The sequence below is a fragment of the Arthrobacter sp. UNCCL28 genome (genome assembly GCF_900102805.1).
In the GTDB taxonomy this organism is placed as follows: domain Bacteria; phylum Actinomycetota; class Actinomycetes; order Actinomycetales; family Micrococcaceae; genus Arthrobacter; species Arthrobacter nicotinovorans_A.
The window spans coordinates 632,648-651,466 of the sequence record NZ_FMWE01000003.1 but is presented as its reverse complement, the minus strand read 5'-3'; the positions used below and the strand labels follow the sequence as shown (position 1 = coordinate 651,466).

The following is an 18,819-nucleotide window of genomic DNA, read 5'->3' as shown; positions in this document are numbered from 1 at the left end:
GCCGTTATCGGCTGTTGGTTGGTTGAACAGGGGCGGTGGGTCTCCTGCTTTCCCGGGGTTTCAGCTGGGGGTGGAGTCCTGCAAGGATTTCCGAAGGCGGCAGCGCGTTGTTGTCGTTGATTGCGTCCTTACCTGGAAGGACCAGGGCGGAGGTAGCAGTTTCGGTGCTGCCGCGGTCCCTGCGTTTGCTGGAATCGTCCTTCGGGTTCCTTCCGCGGTTCCTGGCGGCCTCGACGGAACGAGCCAGTGAAACCGAGCCCAAGGTGAGAACGAGACCGGCAACAACAACGACTATGACCGACCTCAACCTGCTGGAAAATTGCTCCGTGGCCTTACCGGGCGAGGCTACGGCGAGCGCCGTGAACAGGTACCTGTCGGAGGCTCCGTTGATGGTCTGGATGGTTCGAAGGTCTTGTTCCAGGCGCTCCCCCAGTGCTTTGGCTGTATTGATGGCCTGCGTTTTGTCATCTGAGATTCCGGAGATGTCGATCAGGAAGGCATCCGAGGGCCGTTCCACTTTGTAGTCGGTGCTCAGGCCTTGTGCGGCCAGGAGATCGCCGGTGGCAACATCGTTCAACCGGGTCACGGCAACCTGGGCCACGAGGGAGGTATCGGCGGACCGCAGATAGGGGTTGTCGCTGTTGAGCAAGCCCAGGGCCGGATCCTTTTCGATTTGCTCCGAGGTTGGTACTTGCGGGGTGACGATGGCGAAGGTTGTCCGGGCTTCGTAGGTTCGTGGGGCGTAGGAGAACATGTATACCGCCGCCACGGCCGTCAGTAACAGGACGGGGAGTACGAAGACTTTGTATCGCCACAGGGTTTTGAGGACGGCTACGGGGTCCATGATTCCTCCTTGGGGAGTAGTTGCTTGGTGTTCTCTGGTGAATGGTTTTTGCTCTCCAGTGCGGCACCGTTGTTGTCAAGGCCGAGTTCCTGGCGGACCATGTTCCAGGTTCCGCCGGCCAGTCCAACGATGAAGGGATAGGTGAGGGCGAAGACCGGGAAGGACATGGAGTCGAAGGTCAGGGAGCAGATGGCGGCCACGATTCCTGCCGCAGCGATCGCCCCCGCCAGGCAGCGCAGTGCCGGGAGGCGCGAAGCCCGGGCTGCGAGGAGGGCGGACAGGCCCGGAAAAGTCAGGTAGGCGATCAAACCCACCAGTCCCACCAGTCCGATGGTGACAGTTGCATTCAGGTATTGGTTGTCAAGGATGTGTATGGCGTTCGTTGGCATGTAGTTTCCGGGGCCGACACCGAACAGGGGATGCTCCTGGACCATGGCAGCGACCCGCGGATAGTTGTTGGTCCGGGTCGTGATGGAGGGATCGCTGTCTCCGGCTGTCAGGGAGGATGCCAGGGTGCCGACCAGGCCTGGTACGCCAAGGAACAGGGCGGCAACAATGACAGGGGCGGCAACAAAGGCCCAACGCCGTGCCAGCCGGGGCAGGAACGGCAGGAACACTGCCATCCCAGCCAACAGGCCCAGGATCCCCGACCGTGAGACTGTGGAGGCGATGGCGAAGACCAAAAGCGCTGTGATGGTCCAGTGCACCCACTTTTTGCCTCGGGGGTCATACAGGCTCCTCCATATGGACAGTGGGAGGAGCATGGCGCAGATGACGGCCATCTCGATGGAATGGAAAGTGCTGCCCGAGACCCGCATCAGCGAGCCTCGTATCTGGAACGTTGTGTTTCCCCCGTTGTTGGTGAACCCCGGCATAGCCATTTGCAGCCATTGCATGGGATCAACCCGGAAGAAGAATTGAACTGCGGCCACCACGCAGCAGAATGCCGCTCCGGCCAACAGGGCCCGGGTCAACGCCATGGCAGCGTTCAAGGTCCGGACGGCCTCTGCAGTGACGAGTATGATTCCTGCACTGGCCAGCAGGAGAATCAGCCATCGGTCAGCGGCTGCGCGTGCAGGGCTTTCGCTGCCCCCTGTGTAGCCCGAGTACATGGCCGCATAGGAAGCACAGGTCCCCACCCAGAGGAGGACGAAGCCCATCCGCCCGGGGTGCCGGGTATCCAAAGGGTTGGTCAATCCAAACAGGACCGAACACATCCACACGGCCAACAGCAGCAGTGCGATCAACAGCGGCACGGTCCCCACGGCTCCCAGCGGTTTCAGGACCATGTTGGAGGGAAAGAAGAAGATTCCGAAGGCGGCGAACTTCAACAGCAAGGGCACGTGCGGACCCGCCGATGATCGGCCGGCAGCGAGGTCATCCAGCACGGGAGGTGAGGGGCGCCGGAGGCTTGGGAGGGTCCTTGAAATCTTCATGGCAGCCCCGGGCTTCCCGGTTCCCTGGCACAGACCGATTCAAGGATCGTGGCGAAGTTTTCGCAGGAAACCGACCAGTCCAGCCGCCGACGCTGCGCGATCGCCGCGGCCCGTGCGGAAATATCGGGTGCCTCCACAGCTTGTGCGAGTGCTTCTGCCAGCTTGCGGGGCGCGGCAGGTGCCCACAGAACATCGGGGTCCCTCATCACCTGTGCCGCGAAGGACGATTCATTGAGCACCGGTACGTTGCCTGCGGCCAGCAGTTCTTCTGGCACGAGCGAAATGTTGGTAAAGGAGATGGCCAGCCCCGCGATGGTGCGGTTGTAGAGATCATTCAGTGCTGCCGGGCTGAGGTTGCCATGGTTTGTCACCGGGATGGACCACCCCGTGATCTTGTCTCCGTAAACGTGTATTTCCTGCTCCGGATGCAACGTGTGGAAGTGCTCCAACGCCAGTTTGGCCAAAAGGTAGCCGCGTCGATCCACTGCACGCTTGGCGTAGTAGACCACCCCTTGGCGGGAAGCCCGGCTCTCTGGCCTGTCCAGGAGGCGGTAGGTAGCTGTGTCGCAGGCGAACGGGACCGTGGCGTCGGGAGCCTGCCCGGTTTCTGCCTTCATCACAGCGGTGATCATCTCTCCGAGGCCGATGGTGGTGAATCCCAGGCTGTAGCTGTTCTCTGCCAGCCAATACAACGTGCCGCGGGGATAGAAGTAGGGCTCGTAATCCTGGATGAAGTAGAAGCTGTGTAGGTCCGGCCCCCGCCGGGCCGCTGCCGCGTACGCGGTTGGCCATGAACTGGCAACCGCCGCGTCCATACCTTCGAAGCCGTCGGCCACACTCCGAATCCGGGCGTTGACTTCAGGCCAGTATTGCCGGATGACCGAGGTATGCCGGGACACGTCGTCGTTGTTGCGATCGTAAAGGAAGAGCGTGCATCGATGGCCACGCTCGGCCAAGGCCTGCACCATGCGGAAAAACGTGGTGTGGCCCCCGGAACCGGGCCCAGGCGGTGTGCAGACCCAGCCGATGTCAAGGCTGCCCGTTCTGGGACGGGCGCCGGCGGCCGCACGTCGCCTGTCCAGGTCCACGATGTCCTCGGGCCGAACAGGAAGCGTGGGCTCCGCCCAGGCCAGGTTTTCCAGCGCTTTGACAGCTGTCCTTTGCAACACCTTGGTGGCAACCGAACCCCAGCCATCCTGCCTCGCCTGGCTGATGACCCTTCCTGCAAGGCCTCTCACCGCGCATCCCCCCTTTCAGGGCCAAGGGAGGCGTGGCGGAACGAATGAAGTGCCTGCCTGCGCACCTCCAGGGGTATCCCCGCTTTGGCGGAGAGCATCAACAAGCTTTTGTCCTGGGGTGCCTCACGCAGGAGATGCTCGATCTCCTCCTGGCCAAGGGGCACTTCGGCGGAGTGGACGATCCCCTGCATTTCGCTGACGGTGGCCTCCGGGCCACCGGCAACTTCATCGACATAGAGGCCGTAGAGCATCATTTCAGAGAAGTGAAGCTGCCCGCCGACAGCGGTGGACCAGTCCCGGCCCGTGACGTCCTCGACGTGCCCGAGCATGTCCCTCACTACCGAAGGCTCCCACAAGCACGGCCAGCAAATGTAGTCGGTCAGGTCTCCAGCCGGAGGAGGCGCAAGGCCCAGCAGCCGCCTGGCCGAGACGTGCCAGAGCCTGTGCCCTGGAAGGGTCGCGTCAACGGCGCCTGGCGCTTGGTAAAGGGGAATGCGTCCGTTCCGGCGGAACGTATCAAGGGTTGTATGGCGGATGAGCACACTGTCGGAGTCCAGGAGCAGGGCCCCGGCGACATCCAGCCGCGCCACGACAGCCAGTTTGATGATCTGCTGGGCGATCCACCCGCGGACCGGTGGCCAAGGGCGGGCTGCGTTGATCCAAACGTTGAAACCCGGGGACCTGAAAAACGAGGCCGGAAGGAAGTCCCGTGCTGCGTGCACTGCTGTCCGGGGCCCGCGCAGGCCGCTGAAGGCAGGAAAATCGCGGTCCGGCACCACTATGTGGTGCACCACGCCGGGATCAGTCATCTCAAGCACTGAGTTGTTGAGGTCCCCGCACAACTCCCGATCCGGCAAATAGCTCGGAGTCACCACTGCCAGCTCGCCGCTGCCCAAGGTGCCCCGATTCGTGGCCCGGTGCTTCCCCATCATGCCGGCCCTTCCATTTCATGCACCCCCACTGGAAGGGACGACCCCTGCCCGAGCAAGCCACGCACAGTCCCCGCCAGTTGTTTCCCCTGCCGGAACGTCAGCAGCACATAAACGGCTGCGCCCAGGAAACTTCCCAGCACAACCGCCATCCAAGGTTCCGTGATGCCCATCGTGGCAAGCCGGGCAACATATCCGGCCGCTATTGCCGCCAACAGGGGAGCAATACTTCCACGCAACAGATCCCAAGCCCGGACACCCAACACAGAGCTCAGAACCTTGAGGTACAACGGGATGACAACCAGGCAGGCGGCGGCAGCATGCGCCATTCCTGCCCCCGCTATCCCCCACTGCCGGATCGAAAAATAAAGGGCCGGTACCAGGACTGCGAGCCACGCCACTTGAACCCAGAACAGCCACGCTGTCCGGCCCGCCCCGACGGAAAGGTCAGCGAACAGTTCAACCAGAATCCTCGCCGCCCCGAAGACCCCCAAAGTGGCCAAGGCGACCGACGCGGGCTCCCACCTGGATCCAAAAAAGGCCAGGACCATCGGGTGGGCCAAACCAACAACCAACGCCGAAATCGGAAAAGCGACGTAGGCAACCCCAGCCACGAACCGGCCAGCCAGCAGCCCCAGCCTGCCCTCGGTATACAGGCGGCCGAAAACCGGAACGGCAGTTGCCCTGATCACCGATGTGATGACGGCGCTCGGCAACCCCGCCAGATTGAAAGCGAGCAGATATAAGCCAAGCGCCGTCGGATCCAGCATCCGGCCAATCAGGAGGTAGTCAACGTTCAGCGTCACGAACACCACCAGGTTGGCCATGGCCAGCGGCACGCCCAGCCGCAGAACTTCCACAGCAACCGTCCGGTCAAACCCCGGCGCGAACCTCTTGGGCGTAATGATCCAATAGCCGGCCAGGGCAACCAACTGCCCACCTACCCTGGACCATGCGAGCGCCATTGCTCCCCAACCGTCCAACGCCATGGGCACCACGAGGACCAGCACGCTGAGCACGCTGCAAACATCAACCACCACCCGTGGCTTCTGCAGGAACTCCCGCCACACCATGGTCGAAGGTACGGCACCGGCACCTTGCAACAGGATGGTCAGCGAGAGCACTTGGATCACCGGCGTCGCAGCAGGGTCATCAAACGCTGCTGCCAGGGCGGGCGCGAAGACGATGGCTGCCGCCGTCATGATGGCACTGGTAGCCAGGGCAATGGAGAAGACTGTAGGGGCAATCCTGTCCGGATCCCCTGTGCCGCGCGCCAGGGCGGCGGTGGCGCCCAACTCGGCCATGTTCGTGGCGATGGTCTGGACCACAATGGCCACCGCGAGCGCCCCGAAGTGCTCCGGCGCGAGCATCCGGGCAACAATGATGGTGGTGGCAAACTGGACAATCCTGCCCAAGGCCATGTTGAGGCCACCCCACAGCGTGGCGCTCGCAGCCCTGTTGCCCAGGGTACGGTCCTGGCCGCTGACGGTGGTCATGAAATTCCCGTCATGGCCCATAGCCGCCAACGGACGCGGTCCAGTTGGCTCCGCACAAACCCGGTGAGCAGCCGGCCGGCCCCGGGTCTCCGACCACAGGCGGCTTGGGTGATCCTGTCCTGCAACGCATTGGCCCGGTGGATGTTCCCGGGAACTTCGTGGAGGCTCTCAAGGAATTTGCGGAGTTCAACGGCCGCTTCCACCGACCCCCGATCGTTGATTTCCTTGAACCCTGACTGTGCAGCTTCCCTGCTGAGGGCGCGCTTGGCCCGCTGCATCTGCCGCACCCGAGTTTTCGGATCCCCCGGGAACCTTGGGTCTTCGAGGACCCGGAAGGCTTCGAGACGGTGCTTGAGGTCGACGGCGGCCGCCGCAAATTCGGTTTGGTGCATGTTGGCCCCGTGGACCCGGTAGAAAGCCTGGACCGGCCCGTTGATCCTTCCCACATCCCAGGAACCCGCAGCCCGAAGCCAATACTCAAGGTCCCCCGAGTGCGGCAAGGTGGTGCTGTAAGCGCCCACACTGAGCACGGCAGCGGTCCTCATGACCACTTCGGGCGAGAGGATGAAGTTCCTCCCGCGTGCACATGCCAAGGAAACCCACTCCTTGCCCTCCCACACAGTCCACGTGGTGTGTTCGTGCGAAGAGGGCCCCGGAGGCCTGTCGGTGAAGTCCCGGGGAAGGCCGTACACCATTCCCACCTTCGGATTGGCTTCCATCAGTGCCGCAGCCCGGGCCAGTGCCCCGGGGGCTATCAAGTCATCCGCGGACAGCAGCGTCACGTACCGGCCCCGCGCCCTGGAGAGGCCGTCGTTGTACGTTGCGATGTGCCCCAGGTTTCTTTCGTGAAGCACCACGCTGATCCGGGAGTCCTCGGACGCCAACCTCCAAGCCACGGCGGCGCTGCCATCAGTGGAGGCATCATCGACCACAATGACCTCAACGTCCACACCCTCCTGCCCAACGGCACTGGCAACGGCCTCAGGCAGGAACCGCCCATAGTTGTAGCACGGCACCACCACGGAAACGTCCACGGGTTGCTGCAGGGGAACGGGCCGCATCAATTTCACAGGATGCCCTCCAGTGCAGGTGAATTTCCGCGCCTGATCACCCGGGCAGGAACCCCGGCCCATGTCTCCTCCGCCGGAACATCGGTCAATACGGCAGCACCCATGCCGATCGTTGCATTGGCGCCGATGGAGGTGCGCTCGCGGACGCTGGCATTCATGCCGACATAGGCGGCGCGGCCAATGTGGACGTTGCCGCCCAGTGAGACCCCGGAGGCGAAGGTGGCAAAGTCGCTGATGTCGTCGTCGTGGGTGAAGGTCACTCCCGGCATGGCCACTACGTGGTTGCCGATGGTCACTGAGGCCGTCATGCTGACGTGGGCCAGGAGGATGCTGCCTTTGCCGATCATGCAGCCTTCGGGTACCTGGACGGAGGGATCTATTGCTGTGGCATAGCGTTCCTCATCCAGCCCCAGGGTCCTGAGCCGCATGACCACAGCTTCCCGCCCCGCGCCGGATCCGATGCACACCAGCAACAGTGCATGCGGGAATTTCAGGGCGTCCCGGATGGGGCCAAGGACGTGGGCGCCGTCAACCACCCGCCCGAGTTTGTCTTCGTCGTCATCGAGGATCCCGATCACGTCGAATGGCCCGTTGCTGCGCACCATTGCCAGGACCTCCCTGGCGAGGCCGCTTGCCGCTATGAGGAGAAGTTCGCTCATCCCAGGCGCCTTGCTGCCCGCAGGACCGAATCGATGACCCGGACCTGGTCGTGAAGGGAAAGCTGGTGGTAGAGCGGCAGGATGAGCGTGTGGTCGGTCAGCCATTCGGTGGCATCCAAGGACGCAGCGCCGGTGTCTTTGCCGGCGTAGGCCGGTTGACGATGGGCTGCCATGATTCCGCGTCGGGCGGAGATTCCGTCCTCGGCCAGGACGGACATCAGCCCGTCGCGCCCCACGGGGAACTCCGGCCCCACTTCAAGCCAGCAGGACTGGAAATTGCTGGTCCCGTAGTCCGGGTCGCCCACCAGGCGGAGGCCCTCAATTCCGGCGAAGGCGTTGGTGTAGGTGGCGGCGAGTTCCCGTCGTCGCTGGATGGCTTCGCGGAGCCGGCCCAGTTGGACGAGTCCGACGGCGGCCTGAAGATCGGTCATGCGGTAGTTGAACCCGATCTCGAGGTACTCCTCCGGGGGAGCAAGGATGCTGGCGTGCCGATCGGCAGCGGAGACACTCATGGCGTGTTCCCGCAGGCGCCTTGAGGTATCAGCGAAGTCCTCCCGTGAGGTGGAAAGCATGCCGCCTTCTCCTGTGGTGAGGATCTTCCTGGGGTGGAAGGACCAGGCTGCTACCTCCGCTCCCGCCCCCACGGGCAGGCCGTGATAGCGGGAGCCAATGGCGCAGGCAGCATCTTCCACAACGGTGATTCCCAGGGGATCGCACAGGGCGCGGATGGGATCCAGGTCAACAGGCACCCCGCCCTGGTCAACAGCGATCACGGCCTTTGTGGCCGGGGTCAGCGCCGCTTTCAGTGTCTCGGCGGTGACGCAGCCGGTAGCGGGGTCGACGTCGGCAAACACCGGCCGCGCTCCAACGTATGTTGCGGCATTCGCTGTTGCGATGAAGGAGAACGATGGCACCACCACGTCATCGCCTGGCCCCACCCCGGCCACCACAAGTGCCAGATGCAGGGCTGTGGTGCAACTGGAGGTCGCCACGGCGAAGCCGGCCTGTTGTACCTGGCAGAACGCTTCCTCGAACTGCCGGACTTTGGGCCCTTGTGCCACCCAACCGGAGGCAATCACCTCGGCCACAGCCTGGGCCTCCTCTTCACCCAGCCATGGCTTCATGACATCAATGCGGGCCAGGTGCAGCGCCGAGGCAGTCATCTCGCACCAGCTACAGGAGCTTCAGGACCAATGGTGCTCCGGGCTGCGGCGATCTCCCCGCGCAACGGCCGCCACCAGGTCACCAGCGAGCGCAGTCCATCCTCCAGGCCGACGGCGGCCTCGAATCCGAGGTCGGCCCGCGCTGCCGAGGTGTCGGCCAAGCGGCGCGCCACCCCGTTGACTGCCCTTTCCGGCCCGTGCTCCAGGTGCAGCGGGGACTCCATGACATCGAGCAGCGTTTGGGCCAATCCCGCGAGGCTGGTTTCAGTTCCACTGGCAATGTTGTAGACGCCCTCGGTGCGTTCGCTCACTGCTGCCAGGACGTTTGCCCTGGCCACGTCTGCAGTGTGGATGAAATCCATCGTCTGTCCGCCGCTGCCGAAGATCAACGGCGGCCGGCCATCGACAATCCGTTCCATCCAGCGCACCAGCACCTCGGTATAGAGCCCGTGAACATCCATCCGCGGACCATAGACGTTGAAGTACCGCAGGGCCACGTAATTCAGGCCTGACATCGCGCGGAAGCTTCGGGCCATGCCTTCGTTGAAGGACTTGGCTGCGCCGTAGAACGTGTCGTTGTTGTGATGGTGGTGGCGTTCGGTAGTGGGAAAGTGCTCTGCCATGCCGTAAACCGATGCACTGGAGGCCAGTATCAGCTTCTCCACCGGGTTTTGGGCGGCGGCCTCAAGCACGTTGAAGGTTCCATCCACCAGGACTTCAAGGGCCAGCCGGGGTTCCTCGGCGCACTGGGTGATGCGGATGGCTGCCTGGTGGAATACCAGGTCCTTGCCGCGGGTAAGGTCATGCACCAGGTCACGGTCCCGAAGATCGCCCTGGACCAAGTCCACCCGGCCACTGGCCAGGGCAGCATCGAGGTTCGCAAGGCGTCCCCGCACGAGGTTGTCAAGGACGTGAACGTGCGCCGCACCGGCGTCGAGCAGTTGGTCAACCAGGGTGGATCCTATGGTTCCGGCGCCACCGGTGACCAGGACGTTGGCGCCGAGGATATTTTTCACCGTGCAACCTGGAGATTGACCTCGTTGCCGGCCACCACGGTGGACTGGCCGTCGGTACTGAGGCTTTGGGTGACGGCTTCGAGGACCGACAGGACCCGAAGTCCGGATTCGCCGCTGGTGCGGGGCATGGTGTGGTTCCGGATGGAAGAAGCGAGTTCAGCCACTACTTGGCCAAGGGGTTCCCGTTCCTGCAGGGCCGGTGACCATGTGTCGCCCAGGCGGTAGGAAATAGCGGAGGTCCTCTTGTCCGCAGCTGAGCGTGGCTGGTGTTCAAGGCTGACACCGCGGTCGTAGACGCTCAGGCGTTGCTGTGGGTTCAGGTCATCCCACACAAGGGTCCTCTTTGACCCTCCGATGATCATTTGACGGATCTTGGTGGGGCTGAGCCAGTTCACATGGATGTGCACCATGGCATCGTTGGGAAGGCCGAACGTCAGGTGTCCCACACAGTCGCGGCCCGTTCCCAAGGGATCCGCCCCATGTGCGGCGATCTCCGTGGGATGGAGGCCACCGGGCAGGACGAAGTCCAAAATGGAAAGGTCATGGGGAGCCAGGTCCCAGAAGACGTTGACATCCGGTTGGACCAGGCCAAGGTTGATGCGCACCGAATCAACGTAGAGGATGTCGCCCAAGGCGCCGGTGGCGACGAGTTCCTGGATTTTCAGGACTGCAGGGGTGAAACAGTAGGTGTGGTCCGCCATCAGCACCAAGCCCCTGGCTTTGGCTTCTTCGACCATTTCCAGGCCTTTTGCCCGACTGTCCGCCAGTGGCTTTTCCACCAGGACATGCTTGCCTGCGCGCAATGCCGTCATCACCACTCCGTGATGGGTGTGTGCAGGCGTTGCTACCGCAACGGCATCGAGGTTGTACGTGTCCAGCAGTTCATCCAAAGACTCGACGACGGCCACCCCGCCTACCGTCTCAGCGAGCTTGAGGCCCCGCTCGACGTCGAGGTCGCAAATGGCCACCAGATCCCAGTCGGGGCTGGCTTTGAGGTTTCGGGCAAGGTTGGGACCCCAGTAGCCTGCCCCTACCACTGCAATGCGGAGTTTTGGCCGCAACGCGTGCCCGTTCAGTTGTCCTGATGGAATAGTTCTTATGCTCATTTCCCACTCGACTTCTGTGTTGAAAGCGCGGTTCTTGTCAGGTGTTGCGTGATGTTCTTCAGTAGGCGCCGGAGGGCCGGGTCATGGCCCGGAAGGTCCGCCACATGATGATGAGGTCCCCTGCTATGGACCAGTTCTCCACGTAGTAGAGATCCAGCCGGACTGCTTCGTCCCAGGGGAGGTCGGAGCGTCCATTTATCTGCCACAACCCCGTGATTCCAGGTTTGATCAACAACCGGCGGTGCGTGTGGCGCTCATAGCCGCTGACCTCCTTGGACAGCGGAGGCCTTGGCCCAACCAGGCTCATATTGCCCACCAGGACGTTCCAGAACTGCGGAAGTTCGTCCAGGGAGTACTTGCGCATCCACCGTCCGCACCGGGTAATCCGCGGGTCGCCGCGGATCTTGAACAGGACTCCGGCGCCCTCGTCCTGGCTGCTGAGGGCATCCAGGTGTGCTTCAGCGTTCACCACCATGGAACGGAACTTCAGCATCTGGAAAGTAGTGCCGCGCTTGCCGATCCTCTCCTGTTTGAACAGGACAGGCCCGGGGCTGTCCGCCCGGACTATTGCGGCCAGGGTGAGCAGGACCGGCGCCAGGACCAGCAAAGCTGCTGCGGAAACCGTGATGTCCATCAGCCGTTTAAGCGTGTGTTTGCCGCCTGAGTAGTGCGGAATATCAACGTGCATCAGGGGAAGGCCTTCGACTGGCCGCCAGTGGATGCGCGGGCCGGCCACGTTGGTCAGGGTTGCGGCCAGGACCAGCTCAGCTGCATTTTCCTCCAGCTGCCATCCAAGCTCCTGGATGAACTGGTTTCCTCCGGGAACCGGGCCGGCCACTATCACTGCGTTGGCATTGGTGTGGCGGACGGTATGGGCCACACCGTAGATGGAGGACAGTACCGGCACCCGCAGGTGGTCCACTGAAAGGACGGCTCCGCGCCGGGCCCCGGGGAGGCAGGCACCGACGATGTCGTAGGCGGCGCCTGACTTTCGGTTGATCTGTTTGATGACGTAACGGACGTCCTGTGGTTCGCCCACCACGATCGCCCGCGAAAGGCAGCGGCCCCTGGACTTTTCGTGGCTTAGCCAGCGGCGGAAGCCCCATCTGCTTCCGGTCAGGGCCACCAGTCCCAGCGGCAAGGAGACCAGGACAAAGGAACTGACAGCCTCCAAACGGAAAACCACGGCGACGATGCCCAGGAATCCGAAGACCCGGAAACTGGCGGAAAGTACCCGTTTGTACTCCTCAGGTCCTACGCCGAGGACTTTGGGATCGCGGGTCCTGTACACCTCCAAGGCCACCAGCCACACCACGCCAAGAATCAAGCCCAACACCAGGTGCTGGGCATGCGGGGGGCTGCCCGGAGGCAGTGCCGTTCCATTGGTGTTCAATGCCAGCCCGGCAATGACAGCCGCGGCAACCAGCGCCGTGTCAGCCAGCCGGAGGCTGTTGGTCAGCAGGCGCGTCCACGTCAAACGGTCGTTGAACAGGTCGTTCAACAGGGCCTTGGTGCGGGCGGGACGGTGGGTGACTGGCGGCCGCGTGGAATCCAGGGTGACATCCGGGCCCGGGGCCGCCAGTCCCGCCTTTTCGGTCTGCTGTGCAGCAGCGGACCTGCCAATCCAGGGAGACAGAGGCGGATTGGCGTCGGCCACGGCAGGATGAACGGGGAAGGTTGACCCCGCTGGGGCATGGGCCGCACCGTGGGGTGCCGCTACCTTGCCTGATCGCAAGACTGGAACTCTAACCATGTCAGCCCTCTTTGCAGACCTGCCGTTGCCTTCCTATCAGTGAAGCCGCGGCACTTCCGGGGCGCACCAGTAGTCGATACTCAACTTTGCCCGGGATTACCTGTGACCCCTACGTGCAAGTACCTGACTTGGGGTGGCGGGACTACGTGCCACGGTGGGCGGGAATCCCGTAAATCCGGGCGTGAAAGGGCACAAACTTGTCCTGGACGGCACAAAAAACCGGCCACCCGAAGGGCGGCCGGTTGGCGGGCTATTAGTCTTCGACGATTTCGAGGTCTTCGTCGGGCACCTCGTCGTCTTCGTCGTCATCGTCCTCGAAAACCTGGAGCGGAGTAACCTCGGAATACGCCTCGTAGAGTGCGTCCTCGTACACTTCGAAGGCGTCGGCAACGGCGAAGAACGAGGCCTCGACGTTGGGGTCTCCCTCACCGCGGCGGGCGGATGCCGCGGCCAGGTGCTCTTCAAGGGCGGCGGTCAATGACTGAAGCGCGACACGCGGATCGATGCTCATGACTTCACGTTAGCCGGAAAAAGACGAAAATGGAGAGGGATGAGAGAACAATTTCCGGGTAGCTCCGTAGAGCGCCAAAGAGACTATGCACGTCAGTACGAGTACCTCGTTCTGACGGTGGGACCTGACGATTCACTGCCAGAGGCCCGGCGCCGGCTCGCCGAACATTCCGAGTACGGCAAATGGGAACTCGAACGCAGCGTGCTCTATCTTGGCGGGGGTCGCCGGTTTTGGCTGCGCCGCAAGGTCTATTCAGTACAGCGGACCGTGTAGGCGCCTAACCTTCCAATGGCCCCAACCAGGCGTTGGCGACCGTGTTGTGCGCGGATTCGTCGTTGGAGGGGTGGAATATGCCGGCCAGGACGTCGCGGTAAAGGCGTTCCATCTCCGAACCCCTGAAGTAGCTGGAGCCTCCCGTGACCCTGATGGCAAGGTCCACCACGTAGCGTGCGTTTTCCGTGGCGCGGGATTTGAGGCCCACCAGCTTGGGGAACCACTGGGCTCCGTGATCCACCCTGTTGTCAACATCGCGGGCAATGCTGGAGATCTGGGGCGCGATTCCGTCCATGGCCAGCGCGGCGTCAGCTACCTTCCACCGGATGTCCGGATCCTGGGCGAAGCTGCGTCCGCCGTGCTTGGCAGAGACCCGGCGCTTTACGTTCTGCACTCCCAGTGTGAAGGCCCGTTGCGCCACCCCCGTGTAGACCGCTGCGAGGAGTGTTTCAAAGCAAGCGAAGATGGCGAGGATGAGCAGGTCCTGGTTGGGCCCCACCGGCAGTTTCCGGAAGATCCGCTCCGGCGGGACCACGGCGCCATGCAGCAACGTGGTGTTCGAAGCACTGGCCCGCATGCCCAGGGTGTCCCAGTCGCTGAGTGTTTCGTGGCCGGGTTCGTCGCGGCGCAGGAAGCCGAAGACCAGCTCACCCTCTCCGGACCTGCCGGCGGGATCCTTGCCGAAAGTTCCCAGGCGCGTCCAGCCGCGTGAGAGGCTGGTGAAGATTTTCCTGCCCGTGAACTTGTAGCTTCCATCGGGCAGCGGTTCGGCGGTGGTGCCGGAGTCGAACAACATGGAATCGTTGCCTGCCTCGGAAATGCCGAAGGCGAAAACTTCCCCTCGCCCGGCCTCCTTCAGGACGAAGTCCAAGGAATCATCGCCGCGGGCAGCCATGACCTGGGCGACGCCGGTCCACACCAAGTGCATGTTGACGGCCAACGCCGTGGCGGGGGCGGCCGTGGCGAGCCGTTGCTGTACGGCAGCTACCGCTTCGAGACCGAGCCCAAATCCGCCGTCGGACTCCGGTACGAAGAGCTTGAGGTAGCCGGCGGCGGCCAGCTCCTCCAGGTCCTCGTGGAAGAATTCGTTGTTCTGGTCGTAGCCGGCCGCGCGGCCGCGCAGCCGTTCAAGCAGGGCGTCGGGAAGGATTTCCTCGGGCGTTTTCACCAGGGCTCTTTCTGTTGATCGCTGTCTAGTAGTTGCTCAGCAGCCGGTTCAGGACGCGGGCTCCGAACTGCAGGGATTCGGCGGGAACGCGCTCATCCACGCCGTGGAACATTCCGGTGAAGTCAAGCTCATCGGGGAGCATCAGTGGAGCGAAGCCGTAGCCCGTGATTCCAATCTTGCTCAATGACTTGTTGTCCGTGCCGCCGGAGAGTGTGTAGGGAAGGACCTTCGCGCCGGGATCCTCCGAGTGAAGGGCGTCGATCATGGAGTCCACCAGGTTGCCGGCAAACGGCACCTCCAGGGAGACGTCCTTGTTGACGTAGCTGATGTCGATGCCCTCGCCCGCAAGCTCCTTGATGGTCTCGAACACCAGTTCCTGCTGGCCCGGCAGGGTACGGCAGTCCACGAATGCCTCGGCGGATTCCGGAATGACGTTGTGCTTGTACCCGGACCGCAACAGGGTCGGATTTGAGGTGTTTTGCAGCGTCGCACCTACGAAGCGGGCAACCGTGCCCAGTTCCTTCAGGATGATGTCCGGGTTGTCGGGATCGAATTCGACGCCGGTCAGTTCGGTAACGCCGTCAAGGAACTGCCGGGTGGTGGGAGTCAGTTCCACCGGCCACTGGTACTCACCGATCCTGGTGACAGCCGCAGCCAGGCGGGTGACGGCGTTGTCGGTATTGATCTGGGACCCATGGCCTGCGCGGCCGTGCGCCACCAGCCGCAGCCAGGAGAGGCCCTTCTCCGCCGTCTGGAGCAGATAGGTCCGCTGTCCGCCGATGGTGGCCGAGAAACCGCCCACTTCCGAGATTGCCTCCGTGGCTCCATCAAAGAGCTCCCGGCGGTGTTCGATCGCGTAGCGGGCGCCGTAGGTACCCCCGGCCTCCTCATCGGCGAAGAACGCGAAGATGATGTCGCGTTTGGGTTTGCGGCCTGTCCTGGCGAAGTCGCGCATGACCGAGAGGATCATGGCATCCATGTCTTTCATGTCCACGGCACCGCGGCCCCAGACGAGACCGTCCTTCAACTCGCCGCTGAAGGGATCAACGCTCCACTGGTCCTTGAGTGCCGGCACAACGTCAAGGTGACCGTGAACCACCAGGGCGTCGGCGGACGGGTCCTCCCCTGCCATCCGGGTCACGACGTTGGCCCGACCCGGCGCGGATTCGAAGATCTCCGCCTCGAGGCCCACCTCGGTAATGAGCCCGGCCGTGTATTCGGCAGCTGCGCGCTCCCCTGGTCCGGTGTCGTCACCGAAGTTGGAGGAGTCAATGCGGATCAGCTCCTGGCAGATCCGGACAACTTCATCTTCGGGGCGGATGACAGACATGGAAACTCTCCTTGCGTGGCTGGGCTGCAGGTTCCGGCAACGTGCGCAGCGGCTTCCGCAGCGCGACCGTCCCGTATCCCATCAGCCTACTCACCGGACAGGGCCCCCGTCAGGAATCCGTGGCGCCGGAAGACTCCGGGTGTCGGTCGACGCCGTCCTGACCAGCGTCGATTTTTACGCAACCGGAAACCGTGTTAGAGTTTTTCTCGCTGCTTCGGAGGAAAGTGAAGCACCGGAAGGTGTAAAACGGCCCATCTGAACACCACCTGCGCGGGTGGCGGAATGGCAGACGCGCTAGCTTGAGGTGCTAGTCCTCGAAAGGGGGTGGGGGTTCAAGTCCCCCTCCGCGCACCAACGCAAGGTCTGGAATCCATGGATTCCGGACCTTGTTTTGTTTTCCGGGCCAATTTGCTACCGGGCCTGGATCCCCGTTCTTCCTGTCGGCCCGGATATTCACCGTCGAGGGCTCCAACTGAGGATTAACGACGACGACGGCGGTCACCGGATGGTGACCGCCGCCGTTCACTTCCACGAGGGTGGCGTTAGTATCCCGCTCAACCCAGGGCAGCAACAGCGCCGGTGAAGTGGCGACGACCGCTTCGGGCATTCCACGCTACATACTCCGATCGCTCCCAGCCTCCAGATTCGGACTGGACCGTTGAGATATCCACGGCTACCCGGGCAGGGAGGAACACTGGGGCTTCGAAGGCAACGTCCCAGGTAAAGGAATCGGCCTTCACGGACCCCACGTCGGCCAGGGCCCGGGAGGCAAGGTACATGCCGTGGGCAATCGACCCGCGCAGGCCCAGCGCTTTGGCGGAAAGGACACTGAGATGGATGGGGTTGAAGTCACCGGAGACCGTGGCGTAATTCCGCCCGGTATCGAGCCCGAGTTGCCATAGGGCGGTGGGATTCGGGGGCGAAAAGCCGGCGGCCGCTGATGCTCCGTTCGCGCTGCCGGGTTTGTCAATGCCCGGCAGGAATACTCCCTTGGCCAAATAAGTGGAGACGCCACGCCAAAGCACTTCCTTGCTGGAAGCCGAACGGACTTCCGCCACAACATCTACCTTGGTTCCGGCTTTGTGGCCTGCGAGGTTCTCAGCCCAGGACCGGATGTCCAGGGCCTCGGCAAAGTTAATGGGAAACCGTTGCTCCACATGGTTTTGCAGATGGATCATTCCCAGGAGCGGCAACGGGAAATCATCCCGGTTCAAGACACTTAAGGACACCGGGAACGCCAGGGCGTGGACATATCCGGCCGGCAAGGTGTCACTGGCCGTCTCCCCCACCAGGTGTTGGTATGCGGTGAGGTTTCCTACATCCGCCTTGACGTTCCTGACTTCGTGGCTGACCGATGGCAGGGTGTGCTGGTCCGCCGCTGCCCCCAACACCCTGCGGCGGGCGGCGGTGGCTGCTGCGTTGACGTAGAGCTTGGACAGCGAGGGAAGCTCGCCAAGGACCACCGGCTGGGAATTGGTCATGCTCCCACCAGTTGTTGGCCACACACCCGGAGGACCTGGCCGGAGATTCCGCCGGCGGCGTCACTGGCCAGGAAAGAGATGGTCTCGGCAACGTCCTGGGGTTGCCCTCCCTGTTTGAGGGAGTTGAGCCTGCGGGCAGCCTCACGGATGGCAAAGGGCATCCGTGCGGTCATTTCGGTTTCAATGAACCCGGGCGCCACTGCGTTGATGGTTCCATCGAAGGATTCCATCAGCGGGGCCGTGGACCTCACCATGCCAATGACGCCGCCTTTGGAGGCGCCGTAATTGGTTTGTCCCCTGTTCCCGGCAATGCCACTGGTGGAAGCCACCGACACGATGCGGGGGGCGTCCTTAAAATGCTCGGACGCGAGAAGAACCGCATTGATGCTCAGTTGGGCCGCAATATTGACAGCGATGACGGACTGCCAGCGGCTCTCGTCCATATTGGCGAGCAGCCTGTCGCGGGTGATTCCTGCGTTGTGGACCACGATGTCGAGCCGGCCGTGGCGTTCCACTGCGTGTTCGATGATCCGGTGTCCGGCATCCTCGCGACTGATATCGAGTTGAAGCGCTGTGCCCCGCACCTCGTTGGCCACCGTTGCCAAGTGGTCGCCGGCAGCCGGGATGTCCACCGCAACGATTGTGGCGCCGTCGCGGTGCAGTGTCCGGGCGATGGCAGCTCCGATGCCCCGGGCGGCTCCGGTGACTACGGCAACCTTTCCGGCCAAGGGCTTGTCCGGGTCACCGGACATGGTCCCCGACGTCGAGCCGACGGTGAGGAACTGTCCGTCCACGTAGGCAGAACGGCCCGAGAGGAAGAACTTGAGCGCGCCCAAAGCGGAAGGGCTTGTGGTCGCGAGGTCGTTCTCCAGCAGTATTCCATTGGCGGTGGCCCCGGCGCGGAGTTCCTTGGCGAGGGATCGCACCAGCCCGTCAATTCCCTGGCGCGCAGCAGCCACGGCAGGTGTTTGGGCTGACTGCGGGGTCCGGGAGATGGTGACCACCCGTGCGTTGGTACCAAGGTCCCGCAGTGATGTGCCCGCGGTCAACACGGGTTTGGCAAGGTCTTCAGGGTGCTGCACGGCATCGAGGACCACGACTATTGCGCCCAGCTTCTCCTTGGGCAACGCATTCCGCCGGACATCAAGACCCCATCCGAGCAGCGCGGTGGCGATGTCGTCAGCACCGGCGCTGTCTCCGTTGACCAGGACCGGGCCAGTGACCAGGGGGCTGCCGGGCTGGTAGCGGCGAAGTTCCACTGGCTGGGGCAGTCCGAGTCGTTTGGCGACATCCTTGCCCAATCCGTGACTGACCAGTTGTGTGTATTTATCCGTCATTGGGCTCCC

17 protein-coding genes and 1 tRNA gene are annotated in these 18,819 nt (G+C 63.1%); 2 read left to right on the top strand and 16 right to left on the bottom strand.

From position 1 onward, the window contains the following. Positions 1-4: 4 nt before the first annotated feature. The 12 genes from BLQ01_RS11520 to BLQ01_RS11465 form a co-directional block, all read right to left on the bottom strand. Positions 5-844, bottom strand: coding sequence for a YveK family protein (locus BLQ01_RS11520; protein ID WP_254779383.1), 840 nt, complete (start codon positions 842-844; stop codon positions 5-7). Beyond that, positions 832-2,280: an O-antigen ligase family protein gene (locus tag BLQ01_RS11515; protein ID WP_091551820.1), complete on the bottom strand. Its 1,449-nt coding sequence runs from the start codon at positions 2,278-2,280 to the stop codon at positions 832-834. Before BLQ01_RS11515 ends, BLQ01_RS11520 begins: the two co-directional genes overlap by 13 nt. Continuing rightward, the gene (locus tag BLQ01_RS11510; protein ID WP_091551819.1) at positions 2,277-3,518 is read right to left on the bottom strand and encodes a glycosyltransferase family protein; all 1,242 of its coding nucleotides are present in this window, start codon (positions 3,516-3,518) and stop codon (positions 2,277-2,279) included. Before BLQ01_RS11510 ends, BLQ01_RS11515 begins: the two co-directional genes overlap by 4 nt. Then, positions 3,515-4,450, bottom strand: a complete 936-nt coding sequence (locus tag BLQ01_RS11505) for a DUF6492 family protein (RefSeq protein WP_254779382.1) — start codon at positions 4,448-4,450, stop codon at positions 3,515-3,517. Before BLQ01_RS11505 ends, BLQ01_RS11510 begins: the two co-directional genes overlap by 4 nt. After that, positions 4,447-5,943 (bottom strand): oligosaccharide flippase family protein, encoded by a 1,497-nt coding sequence (locus BLQ01_RS11500; protein WP_175493417.1) that lies wholly within the window; start codon positions 5,941-5,943, stop codon positions 4,447-4,449. The genes BLQ01_RS11505 and BLQ01_RS11500 overlap by 4 nt, the downstream gene beginning before the upstream one ends. After that, positions 5,940-7,004 (bottom strand): glycosyltransferase family 2 protein, encoded by a 1,065-nt coding sequence (locus tag BLQ01_RS11495; RefSeq protein WP_254779401.1) that lies wholly within the window; start codon positions 7,002-7,004, stop codon positions 5,940-5,942. The genes BLQ01_RS11500 and BLQ01_RS11495 overlap by 4 nt, the downstream gene beginning before the upstream one ends. A 5-nt stretch (positions 7,005-7,009) precedes the next feature. Next, positions 7,010-7,672: an acetyltransferase gene (locus tag BLQ01_RS11490; protein WP_026540685.1), complete on the bottom strand. Its 663-nt coding sequence runs from the start codon at positions 7,670-7,672 to the stop codon at positions 7,010-7,012. Beyond that, a complete protein-coding gene (locus BLQ01_RS11485) occupies positions 7,669-8,835 on the bottom strand; it encodes a DegT/DnrJ/EryC1/StrS family aminotransferase (RefSeq protein ID WP_091551815.1) in 1,167 nt (388 codons plus the stop codon). The genes BLQ01_RS11490 and BLQ01_RS11485 overlap by 4 nt, the downstream gene beginning before the upstream one ends. After that, positions 8,832-9,851 carry an NAD-dependent epimerase/dehydratase family protein gene (locus BLQ01_RS11480; protein ID WP_091551814.1) on the bottom strand — a complete coding sequence of 340 codons (1,020 nt, stop codon included), beginning with the start codon at positions 9,849-9,851 and terminating at the stop codon, positions 8,832-8,834. Before BLQ01_RS11480 ends, BLQ01_RS11485 begins: the two co-directional genes overlap by 4 nt. Next, positions 9,848-10,957, bottom strand: a complete 1,110-nt coding sequence (locus BLQ01_RS11475; RefSeq protein ID WP_026546810.1) for a Gfo/Idh/MocA family protein — start codon at positions 10,955-10,957, stop codon at positions 9,848-9,850. Before BLQ01_RS11475 ends, BLQ01_RS11480 begins: the two co-directional genes overlap by 4 nt. 58 nt (positions 10,958-11,015) lie before the next feature. Beyond that, positions 11,016-12,710, bottom strand: coding sequence for a sugar transferase (locus tag BLQ01_RS11470; RefSeq protein ID WP_026540681.1), 1,695 nt, complete (start codon positions 12,708-12,710; stop codon positions 11,016-11,018). Positions 12,711-12,963: 253 nt separating this feature from the next. Continuing rightward, positions 12,964-13,221: a hypothetical protein gene (locus tag BLQ01_RS11465; protein WP_026546808.1), complete on the bottom strand. Its 258-nt coding sequence runs from the start codon at positions 13,219-13,221 to the stop codon at positions 12,964-12,966. A 39-nt stretch (positions 13,222-13,260) separates the two neighbouring features. On the opposite strand from BLQ01_RS11465, the gene BLQ01_RS11460 reads away from it, so the two are divergent. Next, positions 13,261-13,494 (top strand): DUF5703 family protein, encoded by a 234-nt coding sequence (locus BLQ01_RS11460; RefSeq protein WP_017200923.1) that lies wholly within the window; start codon positions 13,261-13,263, stop codon positions 13,492-13,494. A 4-nt stretch (positions 13,495-13,498) separates the two neighbouring features. Here the strand turns inward: BLQ01_RS11460 and BLQ01_RS11455 are convergent, their stop codons facing one another. Both BLQ01_RS11455 and BLQ01_RS11450 read right to left on the bottom strand, forming a co-directional pair. Next, complete coding sequence (locus BLQ01_RS11455; RefSeq protein ID WP_091551812.1) at positions 13,499-14,662, bottom strand: acyl-CoA dehydrogenase family protein; 1,164 nt, start codon at positions 14,660-14,662, stop codon at positions 13,499-13,501. Between the two features lie 25 nt (positions 14,663-14,687). Beyond that, entirely contained in the window at positions 14,688-15,992 is a 1,305-nt protein-coding gene (locus BLQ01_RS11450) for a M20/M25/M40 family metallo-hydrolase (RefSeq protein ID WP_026546806.1), read from the bottom strand. Positions 15,993-16,260: 268 nt separating this feature from the next. On the opposite strand from BLQ01_RS11450, the gene BLQ01_RS11445 reads away from it, so the two are divergent. Beyond that, positions 16,261-16,346: transfer RNA gene (locus BLQ01_RS11445), tRNA-Leu, on the top strand. 200 nt (positions 16,347-16,546) lie between these two features. On the opposite strand, the gene BLQ01_RS11440 is transcribed toward BLQ01_RS11445, so the two are convergent. Both BLQ01_RS11440 and BLQ01_RS11435 read right to left on the bottom strand, forming a co-directional pair. Continuing rightward, positions 16,547-17,473 carry a MaoC family dehydratase gene (locus BLQ01_RS11440; protein WP_026540677.1) on the bottom strand — a complete coding sequence of 309 codons (927 nt, stop codon included), beginning with the start codon at positions 17,471-17,473 and terminating at the stop codon, positions 16,547-16,549. Further along, a complete protein-coding gene (locus BLQ01_RS11435) occupies positions 17,470-18,810 on the bottom strand; it encodes a 3-oxoacyl-ACP reductase (RefSeq protein ID WP_091551810.1) in 1,341 nt (446 codons plus the stop codon). The genes BLQ01_RS11440 and BLQ01_RS11435 overlap by 4 nt, the downstream gene beginning before the upstream one ends. Positions 18,811-18,819: the final 9 nt, after the last annotated feature.